This is a genomic window from Fluviicoccus sp., from assembly GCF_030646115.1.
Taxonomy (GTDB): Bacteria; Pseudomonadota; Gammaproteobacteria; order Pseudomonadales; family Moraxellaceae; genus Fluviicoccus.
Genome location: NZ_JAUSMX010000018.1, coordinates 412,476 through 427,594, shown reverse-complemented (window position 1 = coordinate 427,594; position 15,119 = coordinate 412,476). Strand labels below are relative to the sequence as shown.

Here is a 15,119-nt window from a genome sequence, read left to right as displayed (position 1 = left end):
GGTGTGGATTGAAACAATATGGCGCTTCTGCAAATTGCTGAACCGGGCCAGTTCCAGGCCCCGCATCAACATCGCCTGGCTGTGGGAATTGATTTGGGTACCACCAATTCGCTGGTGGCCGCCGTGCGTTCCGGCAAGGCTGCGACCCTGCCCGACGCAAGCGGACGTCACCTTTTGCCATCGGTGGTGCGCTACCTGCCTGAAATGGGCAAGGTGGTGGGGGAGGAGGCGCGAGCTGCCGCCGCTCTCGACCCGCTCAACACCATTATCTCTGTAAAACGCCTGATGGGACGCGGGCTGGAAGACATCCGCAGGCTTGGCACCGAGATGCCGTACCGTTTCCGCCCCTCCACCCAGGGCATGCCTGCCTTTGAAACCGTGCAGGGCGACAAGACGCCGGTGGAAGTTTCCGCCGATATCCTGCGCACCCTGCGTGAGCGCGCCGAGGACTCATTGGGCGGTGAGTTGTCAGGGGCGGTGATTACCGTGCCTGCCTATTTCGATGAAGCCCAGCGTCAGGCCACCCGCGACGCCGCTACCGTGGCCGGATTGAAGGTATTGCGCCTGCTCAACGAGCCGACGGCTGCGGCGGTGGCTTACGGCCTCGATCATGAAGCCGAAGGCGTGCATGCCATTTATGATCTGGGCGGCGGCACGTTTGATATTTCGTTGCTGCGTCTGCATCAAGGCGTGTTTGAAGTGCTGTCCACCGGCGGTGACGCCGCCTTGGGTGGAGACGATTTTGATCGCGCCATGGCTCTGTGGTTCATGAAGCGTCATGGCATCAACAGCCCGGACGCCGGATTGCAGCGCGATATCCTGCAGCAGGCCTGCGCCGCCAAGGAAGCGCTGACGGCTGGGGAGTCCGTGACGCTGGCCGTCGGAGGCTTTCAGGAAGTCCTGACCCGCGCTGAGTTTGAGGCGCTGATCACGCCGCTGGTGGAGAAGACTCTCAAGGCCTGCCGCCGCGCCCTGCGCGACGCCAACCTCAAGACGGAAGACATCCGTGAGGTGGTGATGGTGGGCGGTTCCACGCGGGTTCCGCTGGTGCGGCAGAAAATCGGTGAATTCTTCGGTCGTCCGGTGCTGACCGACATTGATCCGGACAAAGTGGTTGCGGTGGGCGCCGCCATCCAGGCTGATGTTCTGGCCGGCAACAAGCCTGACAGCACGATGCTGCTGCTGGATGTGATCCCGCTGTCGCTGGGGCTGGAAACCATGGGCGGGCTGGTCGAGAAAATCGTGCCGCGCAATACCCCCATTCCGGTGACACGGGTACAGGAATTCACGACCTATCAGGACGGCCAGACGGCAATGGCCATTCATGTGCTGCAAGGCGAACGCGAACTGGTGGCGGATTGTCGCTCACTGGCCCGTTTCACCCTGCGCGGCATTCCGCCTATGGTCGCCGGTGCGGCGCGTATCCGTGTTGTGTTCCAGGTGGATGCAGACGGTTTGCTGGAAGTTTCTGCGACCGAGATGCAGGCCGGTATACGCAGCGAAATAGTCGTCAAGCCGTCTTACGGCCTCAGTGACGGCGATGTCGAGCGCATGCTCAACGAGTCCTGGCAACAAGCCGAAGCCGACAAGGCGGCGCGTGCGTTGCTCGAAGAGAAGGTTGAGAGTCGGGCCATGCTTGAAGCGGTTCGCCAGGCGCTGAAGGTCGATAACGGCCTGCTTTGCGAAGGAGAGCTGCAGACGCTGGAAGAAGCCATCAAGCATCTCGATATTGCGCTGGGCTCCAGCCAGATCAACATCGTACGCAAGGCCAGGGAGGCTCTGACGCCGTTGGCGGATGCCTTTGCCGCCCGGCGCATGAATCAGCATATTCAAGAAGCACTGAGCGGCCACAAGCTCAGTGACTGGGAGTAACCAATACCATGCCGCAAATCATATTCCTGCCTCATCACGAAATCTGTCCGGAAGGGGCGGTGGTGGAGGCCCGCAAGGGTGAAAGCATTTGCGAGGCCGCCCTGCGTTGCGATATTCCCCTCGAGCATGCCTGTGACATGGTCTGCGCCTGCACCACCTGTCATGTCATTGTGCGCGAAGGGTTGGACAGTCTGAACGAGATGGATGATCTAGAGGCGGACCTGCTGGACAAGGCCTGGGGCCTGGAGCCAGACTCGCGGTTATCCTGTCAGTCCATTGTGGCTGACGAGGACCTGGTGGTGGAAATCCCCCGTTATACCATCAACCACGCATCTGAAAAGCATTAAGGAGTTCGTCATGAGCCTGAAGTGGACCGATTCCCGCGAGCTGGCGATAGCCTTGCTTGAAGCCCATCCGGAGGTGGACCCGCAAACCATCCGCTTTACGGATTTGTATCAGTGGGTGCTGGCGCTGCCGGAGTTCAGTGATGATCCCAAACATTCCGGTGAAAAAATTCTGGAAGCGATCCAGATGATGTGGCTGGAAGAGGCGGACTGAATTCAATTCCGTCTCTTGAGTTACAAAAGCAAAAAGCCGGATTAACCGGCTTTTTGCTTTTGTACTTGTACCAGAATTCACCGGGAACTGATTTTTCTCAGTCGGCCTTCCTGAAGGGCGCGGGAGAGCTTGGGAATGGCCACGACATAGGCAGCCAGCAAGCCGAGGAAACTGACGAAAACAGCGCCATCGGCCAAGCGCAGTTCGTTGGCCAGCACCCCGAACAATCCCAGTGAGAACGCCAGTCCGTAAATGATCAGCACGGTTTGACGGACACTGAAGCCGATATCCAGCAGGAAATGGTGCAGGTGGTCACGACCGGCGGTAAACAGTCCTCGGCCTTCACGGCGACGTTTGATCATGACACAGGCGCAATCGAGCAGGGGCAGGGCAATCAGCCACAGCGTCACGGCCGGGGGGCAGGCTCCGTTGCGGGCCAGATCGATCAGCAGCCAGGCCAGTATGAAGCCGACAACGGTGCTGCCCGCGTCGCCCATGAAAATCTCGGCACGTTGACGCCATGGGAAGCGGAAGTTCAGTGCCAGGAAGCCAAGGATGCAGCAGGTCAGTACGCCGATAAACATGAAGGTGTGCTGTAGACCAGCGCTATGAGCCAGCCAGCCCATCAATAACAGTGTCACCAGCGTCAGGCCGCCCAGCAGGCCGTCGACGCCATCGGTCATGTTGACGGCATTGATAGAGCAGGCCACGCAAAAAAGCGTGAACGGGACGGCCAGATAACCGAGGCTGATGTCGCCGATAAAGAGCAGGTCACCAACAGAGGTCAGTTTGTTGCCGCCCCAATAGATCATCAGGGTGCCGGCCAGCAGGTGTACAGCCAGTCGGATGTTGGCCGGGAGATCGTGACGGTCATCCAGGATGCCGACAACCAGCAGCATGCCGGCAATGCCGTACAGCGGCATGAAGGTCTGAAAGCTTTCCCAGGAGACAAAAGCCAGCGACAACATGCCGATGAAGACGCCTATTCCGCCAATAAGGGGGGTGTGGTGGGTGTGTATCTTGCGACCGCCGGGGATGTCGACCAATCCGGCCTTTTCAGCAAACGGTTTCAGGAGGAAGAGGGTAAGTAACGTAATAAGGCAAGCCAAGCCCATGCTGATCATGTTGGTATTCTCCACAGAATCCTTGCGTGCACACAATCCGTGCATTCGAGTTAAAACGAATGGTTTTTCATCAAGTGAAACGATTTTAGAACAAGTTCACATTATTTGCGAAGTATAAATCATGACAACTTCCGGATAGAGGCAGGCTCAATTGTTACGATTCTTCTCTGTCGATGGTATCGACCTTCCGTCAAAAGGGGCTGTGGGTATAGCCAAAAGAAGCGTATAATTCGTCCTCATTTTTCCGGCTATCCCTTTGAGAGGAGTTTTACCATGGCTATTGAACGCACCCTGTCCATCATCAAGCCCGATGCGGTTGCCAAGAACGTAATTGGCGAAATCTACAGCCGCTTTGAAAAGGCCGGTCTGAACATCGTTGCCGCCAAGATGAAGCACCTCTCCAAGGCCGAAGCCGAAGGCTTCTATGCCGAGCACAGCGCCCGCGGCTTCTTCGGCGACCTCGTGGCCTTCATGATTTCCGGCCCGGTCATCATCCAGGTGCTGGAAGGCGAAAACGCCGTGGCCACCCACCGTGACCTGATGGGCGCCACCGACCCGAAGAAGGCTGAAGCCGGCACCATCCGTGCTGATTTCGCCGCTTCCATCGACGAAAATGCGGTTCACGGTTCTGACTCCACGATCTCCGCTGCTCGTGAAATCGGCTACTTCTTCAGCGCTATCGAGCTGGCTCCCCGCACTCGTTAATGCTGTCAGCCGGATCCCGTCCGGGGTCCGGCTCCGCTTTCCGGATGTGCGCACCCCCAGCGGACATTCATGCTAGAATCCCCATCCATTCCGACGACATAACTGGTGTAGCAACCGGTCGCCCATCATGACTATTGAAAATTCCCCCTCCGCACCTGCTCGCGTCAACCTGCTCGGCCTCAGTCGCGCCAAGCTTGAAGACTGGTTCGTCAGTATCGGCGAGAAAAAATTCCGCGCAGCCCAGGTCATGAAGTGGGTGCATCAGCTCGGCGTCGACAATTTCGATGAAATGAGCAATATTTCCAAGGCCCTGCGCGACAAGCTGAAACAGGTGGCCGAGGTGCGTGGCCCGGAAGTGGTTTACCGTGAGTTTTCCGCCGACGGCACCCGCAAGTGGGTGTTCAAGGTTGGTGACAACAGCATGGTCGAAACCGTGCTGATTCCCGACGGCGAGCGCAAGACACTGTGTGTGTCCTCGCAGGTCGGTTGCGCGCTGGACTGTTCCTTTTGTTCCACCGGCAAGCAAGGCTTCCAGCGCGATCTCAGCGCCGCCGAGATTATCGGCCAGGTATGGGTGGCCAACCGCTCCTATTTTGAAGATGTGCCTGACTACGACAGCCGCGAGCGCGCGCTCACCAACGTGGTGATGATGGGCATGGGCGAGCCGTTGCTCAACTTCGACAATGTCGTGCCCGCCATGGACATCATGCTCGATGACTTTGCCTACGGACTGTCGAAGCGACGGGTTACCTTGTCCACGTCCGGCGTGGTGCCGATGATGGACCGCCTGACCCAGACCATTGATGTGGCGCTGGCCGTCTCCCTGCATGCCCCGAACAATACATTGCGGGACGAGTTGGTGCCCATCAACCGCAAGTACCCGCTGGAAGAGCTGATGGCGGCCTGCCGTCGTTACCTGCATTATTATCAGGGGGATTTCGGCCGGCGCAAGATCACCATGGAGTATGTGATGCTGGATGGCGTCAATGACCAGCCGGAGCATGCAAGGCAATTGATCCGCCTGCTCAAGGATGTGCCCAGCAAGATCAACCTGATACCGTTCAATCCCTTCCCGCATGCGCCTTACGACCGGTCGCCACGTTCACAGATCCTTGCGTTCCAGAAAATGCTGGTCGAAGCCGGGTATATTTGCACCATCCGCGCCACACGCGGTGACGATATTGATGCTGCGTGCGGTCAGTTGGTGGGGCAGGTTCAGGACCGCACCCGCCGTTCTGAAAAGTGGCGTGAGTCTGTCGCGCGGTCCGGCGAAATCCTGCGCAGTCCCCAATAACCTAAAGGCGAAATCCGATGCGTTTCATCCGGCTTCTGTGTGTGCTCTGGCTGTCAGCCTGTTCGGTTCAGGAGTTTGATAACGCCCGGCCGGTGAACGCCATGGAAAGCGCCCGCAGCCGGGTGGCCATTGCGGCGGAATATTTGCAGAAGGGCGAACAGGACAAGGCCTTGCGCCATCTGCAGCGTGCGCTGGAGCAAAACCCGCGCTCGGCGGAGGCGCATAACATCATGGGCGTGCTGATGGAGCGGGAGGGCGATGACCGCAGCGCCGAAGAGCACTACCGCAAGGCCCTCGACCTGCGGGAAGATTACCCGCAGGCCCGCAACAATTACGGCGTGATGCTGTTCCGCTTGCAGCGCTATGACGAGTCCGTCAAGCAGCTGGGACTGGCGGCGGGGAATCTGGCCTATGACCGTCGGGAAGCCGCCTATGAGAATCTGGGCAAGGCCTGGCTGGCGGCGGGTGACAAGGTCCAGGCGCAGCAGGCCTTTGAAAAAGCCATCCGCCTGGATTCACGGCTGCCGGTCGCGACACTGGAGTTGGCCTATATGGCCTTTGAGCGCAATGATCCGGCGGTGGCCAATCTTTATTTCCAGCGGCACCTCAAGGCCCAGGCGGGGCAGCCGGCGTCGGCGCGCAGCCTGTGGCTGGGCATAGAGTTGGCCCGAATGCGTTCCGACCATGATGCCCAGGCCGGTTATGAAATGTCCTTGAAGCGCCTGTATCCTGACAGCCCGGAATACCGTTCCTGGCAGAATTCACAGGCTCAGGACCGGTAGGGCAGGGCCATGACGTCAACCGCGCCGGGTTCTGATTCCCCCGCCGACCGCTCCCTGCGGCCCGGCCGGATGCTGCGCGAAGCCCGTGAGCGGGCCGGGATCAGTGCTGATGCGTTGGCGGCGGAACTGAATTTTTCGCCGAAAGTCATGGCGTATCTTGAAGCCGACGATTATGCCAACCTGCCGGAGCCGGTATTCGTCCGGGGTTATATGCGGCGCTACGCCGACCGTGTCGGGCTGTCGCCGGATGACGTTGCCGAGCGCTTTGACGGCTTTTATCAGGCGGACACCGGCCGTTCGCCGCAGGCCGGGGTGCGACCGAACCCGGTGCGGCTGTTGGCCGAAATTGACGGTGAGTCCCGTCGCAGACGCCCTTTCCCCTGGAGGCGCGGGCTGCTGACGGTGACGGGCCTGCTGCTGGCAGGACTGTTGGCGCTGGCGCTGGTTGCGTATGGCGACCGGATATCCGGCTTGATGACGGGTATCCCGCTGGCTCCGGCCGCATCCCCGGCGGACGCCATGCGTGAGCAGGTGCTGCCGGGTGCGGTCACTACGCCTTCCGCCAGTGACCGGCTGGTCTTGACCTTGCAGGCGGACTGCCGGATTTTGGTGCGCGACGCCGAAGGCCGGGATCTGGTGTCAGGGCAGCGCAAGGCAGGTGAAGAATTGCGTGTGGAGGGGATGTCCCCCTTCAGTATCGAACTGCAGCCCGCCAGCGCCGTGCGCCTGCGTTTCAACGATCAGCCCATCGATCTCGGGCCCTACACGGTAAATGATATTGTTAATTTCCGGCTTTCCAGGTGAGTCATGAGTCATCCATCCCCTATCCAGCGCCGTGTTACCCGTAAGATCCGGGTCGGGTCGGTTTATGTCGGCGGTGATGCCCCGATTACTGTCCAGACCATGACCAATACCGACACCTGCGATGTGGCGGCGACGGTCGCGCAGATTCAACGTTGCGTAAATGCCGGGGCGGACATTGTCCGGGTTTCGGTGCCTTCCATGGAGGCGGCCGAGGCGTTTGGCCTGATCCGACAGCAGGTGCCCGGGGTGCCGCTGGTTGCGGACATCCATTTTGATCACCGCATTGCGCTGGCCGTGGCAGAGAAGGGCGTGGATTGCCTGCGCATCAATCCAGGCAATATCGGCTCGGACGACAAGGTGCGGGAAGTGGTGGACTGCGCCCGCCATCATGGCATTTCCATCCGCATCGGCGTCAATGCCGGTTCTTTGGAAAAGGATATCCAGAAGAAATACCGTGAGCCGACCGGCGAGGCGCTGCTGGAGTCCGCCATGCGCCATATCGACATCCTGGACCGGCTGAACTTTCATGAATTCAAGGTCAGCGTCAAAGCCTCGAACGTGTTCCTGACGCTTGACGCTTACCGCCTGCTGTCGAAACAGATCGACAACCCGCTGCATCTGGGCGTTACCGAAGCCGGGGTGTTACGTTCCGGCACCGTCAAGTCGGCCATCGCCTTGGGCGGCCTGCTGCTGGACGGCATCGGCGACACCTTGCGCATTTCGCTGGCGGCGGAGCCGGAAGAAGAGGTGAAGGTGGGCTTTGATATCCTGAAGTCGCTGGGCATCCGCTCCAACGGCATCAACTTCATTGCCTGCCCCAGTTGTTCGCGTCAGGAATTCGATGTCATCCGCGTGATGCAGGCGCTGGAGGCCCGGCTGGAAGATGTCCGCATTCCCATGGATGTCTCGGTCATCGGTTGCAAGGTCAACGGTCCCGGCGAGGCCAAGGAAGCTGATATCGGCGTCGTCGGCGCCTCCCCGAAGAGTCTGGTTTACCGGCATGGGGAAAAGAGCCATCTGATCCCGACTGATTCACTGGTCGATGAAATTGAGAAAATGGTGCGCGAGCGGGTTGCTGAAGAAACCGCACGCCAATCCCGCATTATTGTTAAAGGCTGAACTGATTAATGTCTTCCCGAATTACCGCCATTCGCGGCATGAACGATATCCTGCCGGTGCCGGTCAAGGATAACCCGATCACCACCGGCCGCTGGCAACAGGTTGAACAGGTGTTGCGTGGCCTGATGCAGCAGTACGGTTATGGCGAAATCCGCCTGCCGGTGGTGGAAAGCACGCCGCTGTTTGCCCGCGCCATTGGCGCCGTCACCGATATCGTTGAGAAGGAAATGTACTCCTTCATGGATCGCGGCACGCCGGCCGAATCGCTGACCCTGCGTCCGGAAGGCACCGCCGGTTGCGTACGCGCCTGCCTGGAGCACGGCCTCACCTATAACCAGACTCAGCGTCTGTGGTACACCGGCCCCATGTTCCGCTACGAGAAGCCGCAAAAGGGCCGCTACCGCCAGTTCCACCAGTTCGGCGTGGAAACCTTCGGCATGACCGGCCCCGATATTGACGCCGAGCTGATCCTGATGACCGCCCGGTTGTGGAAGCTGCTGGGTCTGGAAAACGCGGTGCAACTGGAGCTGAATTCGCTGGGTGAGCCTGAGGCGCGACATGCCTACCGCGCCGCGCTGGTCGAATACCTGCGCGCGCACCTTGACTGTCTGGATGAAGACTCAAAGCGCCGTCTTGACACTAACCCGTTGCGGGTTCTCGACAGCAAGCATGCCGGTACGCAAGCCGTCTTGGCCAATGCCCCCCAACTGCCGGACTATCTTGATGAAGGCTCCCGCGACCACCTCGCGGCCTTGACCGCCGCGCTGGATGCCGCCGGAATACCTTATGTCCGCAACCCGCGTTTGGTGCGCGGTCTGGATTACTACAACAAGACCGTCTTTGAATGGACCACGACAGCCCTTGGCGCACAGGGCACGGTTTGCGCCGGCGGACGTTACGACGGTCTGGTGGCGCAATTGGGCGGACAGGCGACTCCGGCCGTGGGTTTTGCCATTGGTCTTGAACGGCTTGTGCTGCTGCTCGAAGCCATGATTCCGCGCACCGATACGGCGGAAGCCGATATATATGTAGTTACCGGTGACGATGCCCGTCAGGCCGGATTGCTGTTAGCAGAAACGCTAAGGAACTCCCTTCCGGAAATGCGTATTGTCACGCACTGCGGCAGCGGCGGCTTCAAGGCGCAATTCAAGAAAGCCGATAAGACCGGCGCCCGCGTGGCGCTGGTGTTGGGCGAGGACGAAGTGGCTGCCGGAACTGTCACCGTCAAGTGGCTGCAGCGCGGGGAACAGCTTACTGTCGGCCGTGAAGAACTGGCCGATCATCTCAAACAGGGTCTGGGAGCAAATTCGTGAGTTACAGTGAAGAAGAACAGGTAGAACAACTAAAACGTTTCTGGCAAGACTACGGGACTCCCATTCTGGTCGGAATCAGCCTGGCCCTGGCCGTGTTCGCCGGCTGGCGCTTCTGGCAGCAGTCACAATTCGAGGCGTCTGCCGCCGCCTCCGGCGGCTATCAGGCAGCGCTGGAAGCAGCGGGCAAGTTGGCGACGGATCCGGCGGATAAAACGGCCAATGCCGACTTGCAGCGTCAGGCCCTGAAGGTGATCCAGGATCACCCCGGAACCGGCTACGCAGCGACAACCGCGTTGTTGCTGGCCAAGCGCGGCATGGACGTCGGCGACCTCAAGGAGGCCGAAAAGCATTTGCGCTGGGTGCTGGATCAGAAAAAAACCGATGCCGGCATGCTGGCGCTGACCACGCTGCGATTGGCGCGGGTGCTGGCGGATAAAGGCGACTCCAAAGGCGCGCTGGCGTTGCTGGATCAGGAAAAGACCCCGGCATTCACGCCCAGTCGTGAAGAGTTGCGTGGCGACATCCTGCATGCTTCCGGCGACATCGCCGGTGCGCGCAAGGCTTATCAGGCCGCAGTGGATGAGCTGGTCAAGCGTCAGGAGCCGCGTCCGTTGCTGGACGCCAAGCTGGCCGATGTCGGTGTCGAGGCTCCGGAAATCAAGCGGCCGTCACCGGTGCTTGAGGAAAAGGGAGCTTGATGCGTGAGAGTCCATTTGCTGGCGTGTGCGGCGTTAACGGCGCTGTTGTTTTCGGGCTGCGGTTCCGCCCCGGTCAAGGTAAAGCCCTCGCCCTTGCCTGATTTGCCGGGTCAGTCGCTGTCGGCCGACCGGGTCTGGTCGGTCAGTTCGGGTGCGCCGGTGATGGCGGACCTGAGCCGGTTGCGTCCGGCGATTGCCGGCAACCGTGTACTGGTTGCGGGAGCCAAGGGTGTACTGCACGCGCTGGATGATGCCGGGAAGACAGTCTGGGAGCAGCGTACCGGCTTGCCGGTTTCCGGAGGGCTGACCGCCGGTTACGGACGGGTGTTCGCCGGCACCGCTGAAGGTGATCTGGCTGCCTTCGGGGTGGACGATGGTCTGCCGGTCTGGAAAAAGCGCCTCTCTGCCGCCATTCTGGCGCCGGCCGCGCTGGATGCCGGCCATGTGGTTGTCCAGACCCAGGATGGCCGGTTGCATGTGCTGGAAGCCGCGACCGGCAATCTGCTCTGGTCTTATGACCTGCCCATGCCGGCGCTGTCCGTGCGGGGTTATGCCATGCCGCTGATTGCCGGTGATCTGGTGATTGCCGCCTCGGCAGCCGGAAAGATTGTTGCCCTGGACCTGAAAACCGGGGCGGGCCGTTGGGAAAGCCAGTTGGCCACTCCCCAGGGCCGCACCGAGATCGAACGCCTCACCGATATTGACGGTGACATGCTGCTGACCTTCGATGAGAAGCTGTATGTGGGCGGTTATCAGGGACAGCTGGCCGCTTTTGATCTGCGTGACCGCCCGGAAACCGTTTGGGAATACCCGGTATCCACGTTGCAGTCACTGGCTGAAGGCTTGGGCAATGTCTATGTGGCCGAGGCGGATGGTGTGCTGGTCGCGGTGGATGCCGCCAGCGGCAAGGCGGTCTGGCGTCAGGACGCGCTGAAAGGCAGGGGGCTGAGCGCCCCGGCAGTCGTCGCCGGTGTGCTGGCCGTGGGTGATGCCGAAGGCTATATCCATCTGTTTTCACAGGCGGACGGCAAGGTACTGGGTCGCGCCCGCACTCGTGGCGCTGTCGTATCCCTGCAGGTGATGGGTGAGCGGTTGCTGGTTTCAACCGATCGCGGCGTCACCTCGTCCTGGGTTTTGCCGGCGGTAGCCCCCTAGTCGGACGGAAATCCGGGGCTACAGGGCACGGTAGCCTCCCGCTCTGCTATCATTCCCTTATTATAGTGTTGTTCAGACTATGTCCGGCTCAGGCCGGATATGTCGTTTTTGGTGTCGAGATATCTTCATGAAGCCCGTTATCGCCCTCATCGGCCGCCCCAATGTGGGCAAATCCACGCTGTTCAACCAGTTTACCCGTACCCGGAATGCGCTGGTGGCCGATATGCCCGGGCTGACCCGTGACCGTCAGTACGGCGATGCCGTGCACGAAAACAAATCGTTCATCGTCATAGATACCGGCGGTTTGGGCGAAAGCGACGAGGGCATTGACTCGTACATGGCTGAGCAGGCGCGCACCGCGATTCAGGAAGCGGATATCGTGCTGTTTGTAGTGGATGCACGCGCCGGACTGCTCGGTTCCGATGAAATGATTGCCGGTGAGTTGCGGCAACTGAACAAGCCGTTCTATCTGGTGGTCAACAAGATTGACGGCTTGCATGAAGAAGCCGCTGTGGCTGAGTTTTACCGGTTGGGCCTGGCGGAGCGCATGTTTTCCGTGGCGGCCAGCCACGGCCGCGGCCTCAACCAGTTGCTGAGTGATGTGCTGGAGTCCTTTCCGGAAGACGCCGAGGATGCACCGATCGAGGAAACCGGCATCAAGATCGCCATCGTCGGACGTCCTAATGTCGGGAAGTCAACGCTGGTCAACCGCATGCTGGGTGAAGAGCGGGTGGTGGTATACGACATGCCCGGTACCACCCGCGACAGTATCTATATTCCCTACGAGCGCATGGGGCAGAAATATACGCTGATTGATACCGCCGGGGTGCGGCGGCGCGGGAAGGTCAACGAGACCGTGGAGAAATTTTCGGTCATCAAGACCTTGCAGGCGATCCGGGATGCGCATGTGGTAGTGGTGGTGTTCGATGCCCGCGAAGGAATTGTGGATCAGGATCTTCACATGCTGGGTTTTGCACTGGAAAGCGGTCGCTCGGTAGTGCTGGCCATCAACAAGTGGGATGGCATGACGGACTATGACCGCACCCAACTGAAGACGGACATGCACTTGCGCTTTGACTTTATCCCCTACGTCAAGATCCACCTGATTTCCGCCCTGCACGGCACCGGAGTTGGCGACCTCTATCCCTCCATCCGCCGGGCCTTCGATTCATCAACGCTGAAGGTGAATACGCACCGTCTGACGCAAATTCTGCAGGATGCGGTGGAGTCACACCAGCCGCCGCTGGTTCATGGACGGCGCATCAAGCTGCGCTACGCCCACATGGGGGGGCAGACACCGCCGCTGTTCGTGATTCATGGCAATCAGACTGATTCGATATCTAAAGATTATAAGCGTTATCTGGAAAACGTCTTCCGGAAAGTGTTAAAAATGGAGGGGACGCCCATCCGGCTGGAATTCCGGACCAGTGATAATCCTTTCAAGGATCGTCCCAGCGAAATCAAGGACAGTAAAATCGTGCAGCGGCGGCGTTTCAGCGAGGACAAGAAGCGCCGGGAAAGCAAAGGGAAAAAATAATCAGAAGCCTGAGGCCTCATCTATGCGTAATCCCAGTGTCCTGGCACTGATGGTATTGACCGTTACCCACCCTGTGGATGCCAGCGCCGGAGATATGTTCGGCGCTGACGGCGACAGCGACATTCCTGTCGTATTGTCCGCCACCCGCCTGCGCCAATCGCTGGCGGATACACCGGCCTCCGTGACCATTATCGACCGGCAGATGATTGAGTTGACCGGTGTCCGTGAACTTCCTGAATTGCTGCGCCTGGTTCCCGGCATGGTGGTCGGTTATGAGAGTTCCTCCGAAGCGTTTGTCAGCCAGCATGGCACCTCGGCGGATTTGGCGCGGCGGATGCAAGTGTTGATCGACGGCCGTTCCTTCTACCAGCCGCTACTGGCCTCGGTGGACTGGGTTGGCCTGCCGCTGGAGCTGGATGATATTGAGCGTATTGAGGTGACGCGCGGCCCCAACTCGGCGGCTTATGGCGTCAACAGTTTCTTTGGCGTCATCAATATCATTACCCGCCATCCCGCCGACTCACAAGGCGGGGATGCTTCCTACATGCGCGGTGAAAACGGCATTGAGGATTACCGGGTTCGCTTGGGGCGACGAACTGGCGCCCTGGACTGGCGGTTGACGGCGGCTGGCCGGGCTGATGATGGGTACCGATATAACCGGCGCAATAAAAATGCGGACTATACCGACAGCAAGTCCACCGATTCGGTGTATGGCCGCGCGGTCTGGACGCCGGACGGCGACAGTTCACTGGATGTCTCGTTCGGGATTGCACGCATGGACTCCCAGTTACAGTATCGCTCCTCCCTCTATATTGAGCCGCCGGTGGCCGAACGGGAAAACAGTTACCTGACCCTGGCCTGGGAAAGTGAGCTGAATGCCGCACACCGTTTGAAGGTGCAGGCCAGCCAATCACGATTCTCCCGGCACGAGCCATGGCTAATGAGCTTTCCGCCGGTGGTCTTCAGGCCCAGTCTGATGGCGCTTTATGATCAGAACCGGACTTGCGCCAATGCCGTTCTCCGCGGAAAGACCACCGGTTGCGGCGCGGCTGACATGCCGTTTATTGGTGTCTTGCAGGCGGAGTTGGCGGCGAATCCGGCGTTAACAGATCCGATTGCCATTAATGCGGTCCATGATATTGATGAAACCCGCACCGAGCTTGAGGTCAGCGACACCATGGTTATGTCACCGACGCTGCGTGGCGTAGCCGGCCTGACATTTGACTATGCGGATGTTGCCTCCAGGTCGTTCCTGGACGGGACGGTGACCAATACGGTATTCGGCGGCTTTGCACATGTGGAATGGCGTTTCTCCACCCAATGGTTGTTGAACGTGGGTGGCAGCCTGGAGGATGATGGGGTGGCTGATCGATACTTCACTCCCCGCTACGCCCTTAACTGGCGTGTTGCCGATAACCAGACCGTGAGGATGATTTATTCCGAAGCCATTCGCTCACCGGACATTCTGGAAAACCGGGCTTACTGGCAATATCGCGGAGAAGCCGTGGATCCGGCCGAGTCGGGGTATAACGGAATTTTTTATCAGCGTGGCATTGCTACGGGCAACGCTCCGGCAGAGGAGATCGTGTCCAGAGAGCTGGGCTATTATGCCCGGTTTGATGATCTGCATCTGACTGTTGATCTTCGCTTGTTCCGTGATCATATGCTGTTGGCCGAGCATGATCTTGAAATTGATAACTTCAATATCGCGCCCAACAAAAAATACATGATGGAAGGTACAGAGGCGGCGTTCGATTGGCGACCGTTTCCCGGCCATCGTTTCCAGGCCAACTATGCGTATCTGAATATTGATGCCCCCATCGAATTGGATAATACCAATTTTGTGCCCCAACATTCCGGCAGCGTGGCGTGGTGGCAGGATAAAGGACAAGGTTGGAAGTTTGGTTCAACCTATTACTTCTATAATGATCTGCGGGCAAAAACGTTTTTCTGGGATCGGCTTGACTTGCAGCTGACGCATCGGTTAAACCTGCCTGGTGGACAGTATCTGAACTTGACCGGGACCCTGCAAAAAAGGTTTTCACGCGACCCTGAGTTGAGGCTTGAAAACGGCCCCGAACCGCATCGGGCATGGATCGGATTGAACTATCATTTCCTATAAGCCACAGTTGTGAGGCTGCCGGAGGCACACAGGATG

14 protein-coding genes are annotated in these 15,119 nt (G+C 59.3%); 13 read left to right on the top strand and 1 reads right to left on the bottom strand.

The genetic code is table 11. The features are described from left to right. The first annotated feature begins 18 nt into the window (after positions 1-18). The 3 genes from hscA to iscX are packed head-to-tail and all read left to right on the top strand — an operon-like array spanning position 19 to position 2,430. Positions 19-1,872, top strand: a complete 1,854-nt coding sequence (gene hscA, locus Q7T36_RS13845; RefSeq protein ID WP_304849667.1) for a Fe-S protein assembly chaperone HscA — start codon at positions 19-21, stop codon at positions 1,870-1,872. A gap of 8 nt (positions 1,873-1,880) precedes the next feature. Continuing rightward, entirely contained in the window at positions 1,881-2,219 is a 339-nt protein-coding gene (gene fdx / locus Q7T36_RS13840) for an ISC system 2Fe-2S type ferredoxin (RefSeq protein WP_304849664.1), read from the top strand. A gap of 10 nt (positions 2,220-2,229) precedes the next feature. Then, positions 2,230-2,430, top strand: a complete 201-nt coding sequence (gene iscX, locus Q7T36_RS13835; protein ID WP_304849660.1) for a Fe-S cluster assembly protein IscX — start codon at positions 2,230-2,232, stop codon at positions 2,428-2,430. A gap of 77 nt (positions 2,431-2,507) precedes the next feature. On the opposite strand, the gene Q7T36_RS13830 is transcribed toward iscX, so the two are convergent. Further along, positions 2,508-3,554, bottom strand: coding sequence for a hypothetical protein (locus tag Q7T36_RS13830; protein ID WP_304849657.1), 1,047 nt, complete (start codon positions 3,552-3,554; stop codon positions 2,508-2,510). 273 nt (positions 3,555-3,827) lie between these two features. Here Q7T36_RS13830 and ndk point away from each other — a divergent pair, with 273 nt between their 5' ends. From ndk to Q7T36_RS13780, 10 genes are all read left to right on the top strand, one after another. Further along, positions 3,828-4,259: a nucleoside-diphosphate kinase gene (gene ndk / locus Q7T36_RS13825; RefSeq protein ID WP_304849654.1), complete on the top strand. Its 432-nt coding sequence runs from the start codon at positions 3,828-3,830 to the stop codon at positions 4,257-4,259. Positions 4,260-4,386: 127 nt separating this feature from the next. Beyond that, positions 4,387-5,553 carry a 23S rRNA (adenine(2503)-C(2))-methyltransferase RlmN gene (rlmN, locus tag Q7T36_RS13820; protein WP_304849651.1) on the top strand — a complete coding sequence of 389 codons (1,167 nt, stop codon included), beginning with the start codon at positions 4,387-4,389 and terminating at the stop codon, positions 5,551-5,553. A gap of 17 nt (positions 5,554-5,570) precedes the next feature. Continuing rightward, positions 5,571-6,335 (top strand): type IV pilus biogenesis/stability protein PilW, encoded by a 765-nt coding sequence (pilW, locus tag Q7T36_RS13815; protein WP_304849648.1) that lies wholly within the window; start codon positions 5,571-5,573, stop codon positions 6,333-6,335. Between the two features lie 9 nt (positions 6,336-6,344). Beyond that, positions 6,345-7,139: a helix-turn-helix domain-containing protein gene (locus tag Q7T36_RS13810; protein WP_304849645.1), complete on the top strand. Its 795-nt coding sequence runs from the start codon at positions 6,345-6,347 to the stop codon at positions 7,137-7,139. Between the two features lie 3 nt (positions 7,140-7,142). Continuing rightward, positions 7,143-8,258 (top strand): flavodoxin-dependent (E)-4-hydroxy-3-methylbut-2-enyl-diphosphate synthase, encoded by a 1,116-nt coding sequence (gene ispG, locus Q7T36_RS13805; RefSeq protein ID WP_304849642.1) that lies wholly within the window; start codon positions 7,143-7,145, stop codon positions 8,256-8,258. 8 nt (positions 8,259-8,266) lie between these two features. Continuing rightward, the gene (hisS, locus tag Q7T36_RS13800) at positions 8,267-9,571 is read left to right on the top strand and encodes a histidine--tRNA ligase (protein WP_304849639.1); all 1,305 of its coding nucleotides are present in this window, start codon (positions 8,267-8,269) and stop codon (positions 9,569-9,571) included. Continuing rightward, positions 9,568-10,269, top strand: coding sequence for a tetratricopeptide repeat protein (locus Q7T36_RS13795; RefSeq protein WP_304849636.1), 702 nt, complete (start codon positions 9,568-9,570; stop codon positions 10,267-10,269). The genes hisS and Q7T36_RS13795 overlap by 4 nt, the downstream gene beginning before the upstream one ends. Before the next feature lie 3 nt (positions 10,270-10,272). Continuing rightward, complete coding sequence (gene bamB, locus Q7T36_RS13790) at positions 10,273-11,424, top strand: outer membrane protein assembly factor BamB (protein WP_304849632.1); 1,152 nt, start codon at positions 10,273-10,275, stop codon at positions 11,422-11,424. 127 nt (positions 11,425-11,551) lie between these two features. Beyond that, positions 11,552-12,961: a ribosome biogenesis GTPase Der gene (gene der, locus Q7T36_RS13785; RefSeq protein WP_304849629.1), complete on the top strand. Its 1,410-nt coding sequence runs from the start codon at positions 11,552-11,554 to the stop codon at positions 12,959-12,961. A 22-nt stretch (positions 12,962-12,983) separates the two neighbouring features. Beyond that, on the top strand, positions 12,984-15,083 hold the full coding sequence (locus Q7T36_RS13780; RefSeq protein WP_304849626.1) for a TonB-dependent siderophore receptor: 2,100 nt from the start codon (positions 12,984-12,986) through the stop codon (positions 15,081-15,083). The last annotated feature ends 36 nt before the right edge of the window (positions 15,084-15,119 follow it).

Excerpts from the sequence above, each read along its gene's own strand:
- ndk (WP_304849654.1), top strand. The coding sequence starts at position 3,828 with ATGGCTATTGAACGCACCCTGTCCATCATCAAGCCCGATGCGGTTGCC.
- Q7T36_RS13830 (WP_304849657.1), bottom strand. The coding sequence starts at position 3,554 with ATGATCAGCATGGGCTTGGCTTGCCTTATTACGTTACTTACCCTCTTC.
- Q7T36_RS13780 (WP_304849626.1), top strand. The coding sequence starts at position 12,984 with ATGCGTAATCCCAGTGTCCTGGCACTGATGGTATTGACCGTTACCCAC.
- fdx (WP_304849664.1), top strand. The coding sequence starts at position 1,881 with ATGCCGCAAATCATATTCCTGCCTCATCACGAAATCTGTCCGGAAGGG.
- hisS (WP_304849639.1), top strand. The coding sequence starts at position 8,267 with ATGTCTTCCCGAATTACCGCCATTCGCGGCATGAACGATATCCTGCCG.
- ispG (WP_304849642.1), top strand. The coding sequence starts at position 7,143 with ATGAGTCATCCATCCCCTATCCAGCGCCGTGTTACCCGTAAGATCCGG.
- rlmN (WP_304849651.1), top strand. The coding sequence starts at position 4,387 with ATGACTATTGAAAATTCCCCCTCCGCACCTGCTCGCGTCAACCTGCTC.
- der (WP_304849629.1), top strand. The coding sequence starts at position 11,552 with ATGAAGCCCGTTATCGCCCTCATCGGCCGCCCCAATGTGGGCAAATCC.
- iscX (WP_304849660.1), top strand. The coding sequence starts at position 2,230 with ATGAGCCTGAAGTGGACCGATTCCCGCGAGCTGGCGATAGCCTTGCTT.
- pilW (WP_304849648.1), top strand. The coding sequence starts at position 5,571 with ATGCGTTTCATCCGGCTTCTGTGTGTGCTCTGGCTGTCAGCCTGTTCG.
- hscA (WP_304849667.1), top strand. The coding sequence starts at position 19 with ATGGCGCTTCTGCAAATTGCTGAACCGGGCCAGTTCCAGGCCCCGCAT.
- Q7T36_RS13810 (WP_304849645.1), top strand. The coding sequence starts at position 6,345 with ATGACGTCAACCGCGCCGGGTTCTGATTCCCCCGCCGACCGCTCCCTG.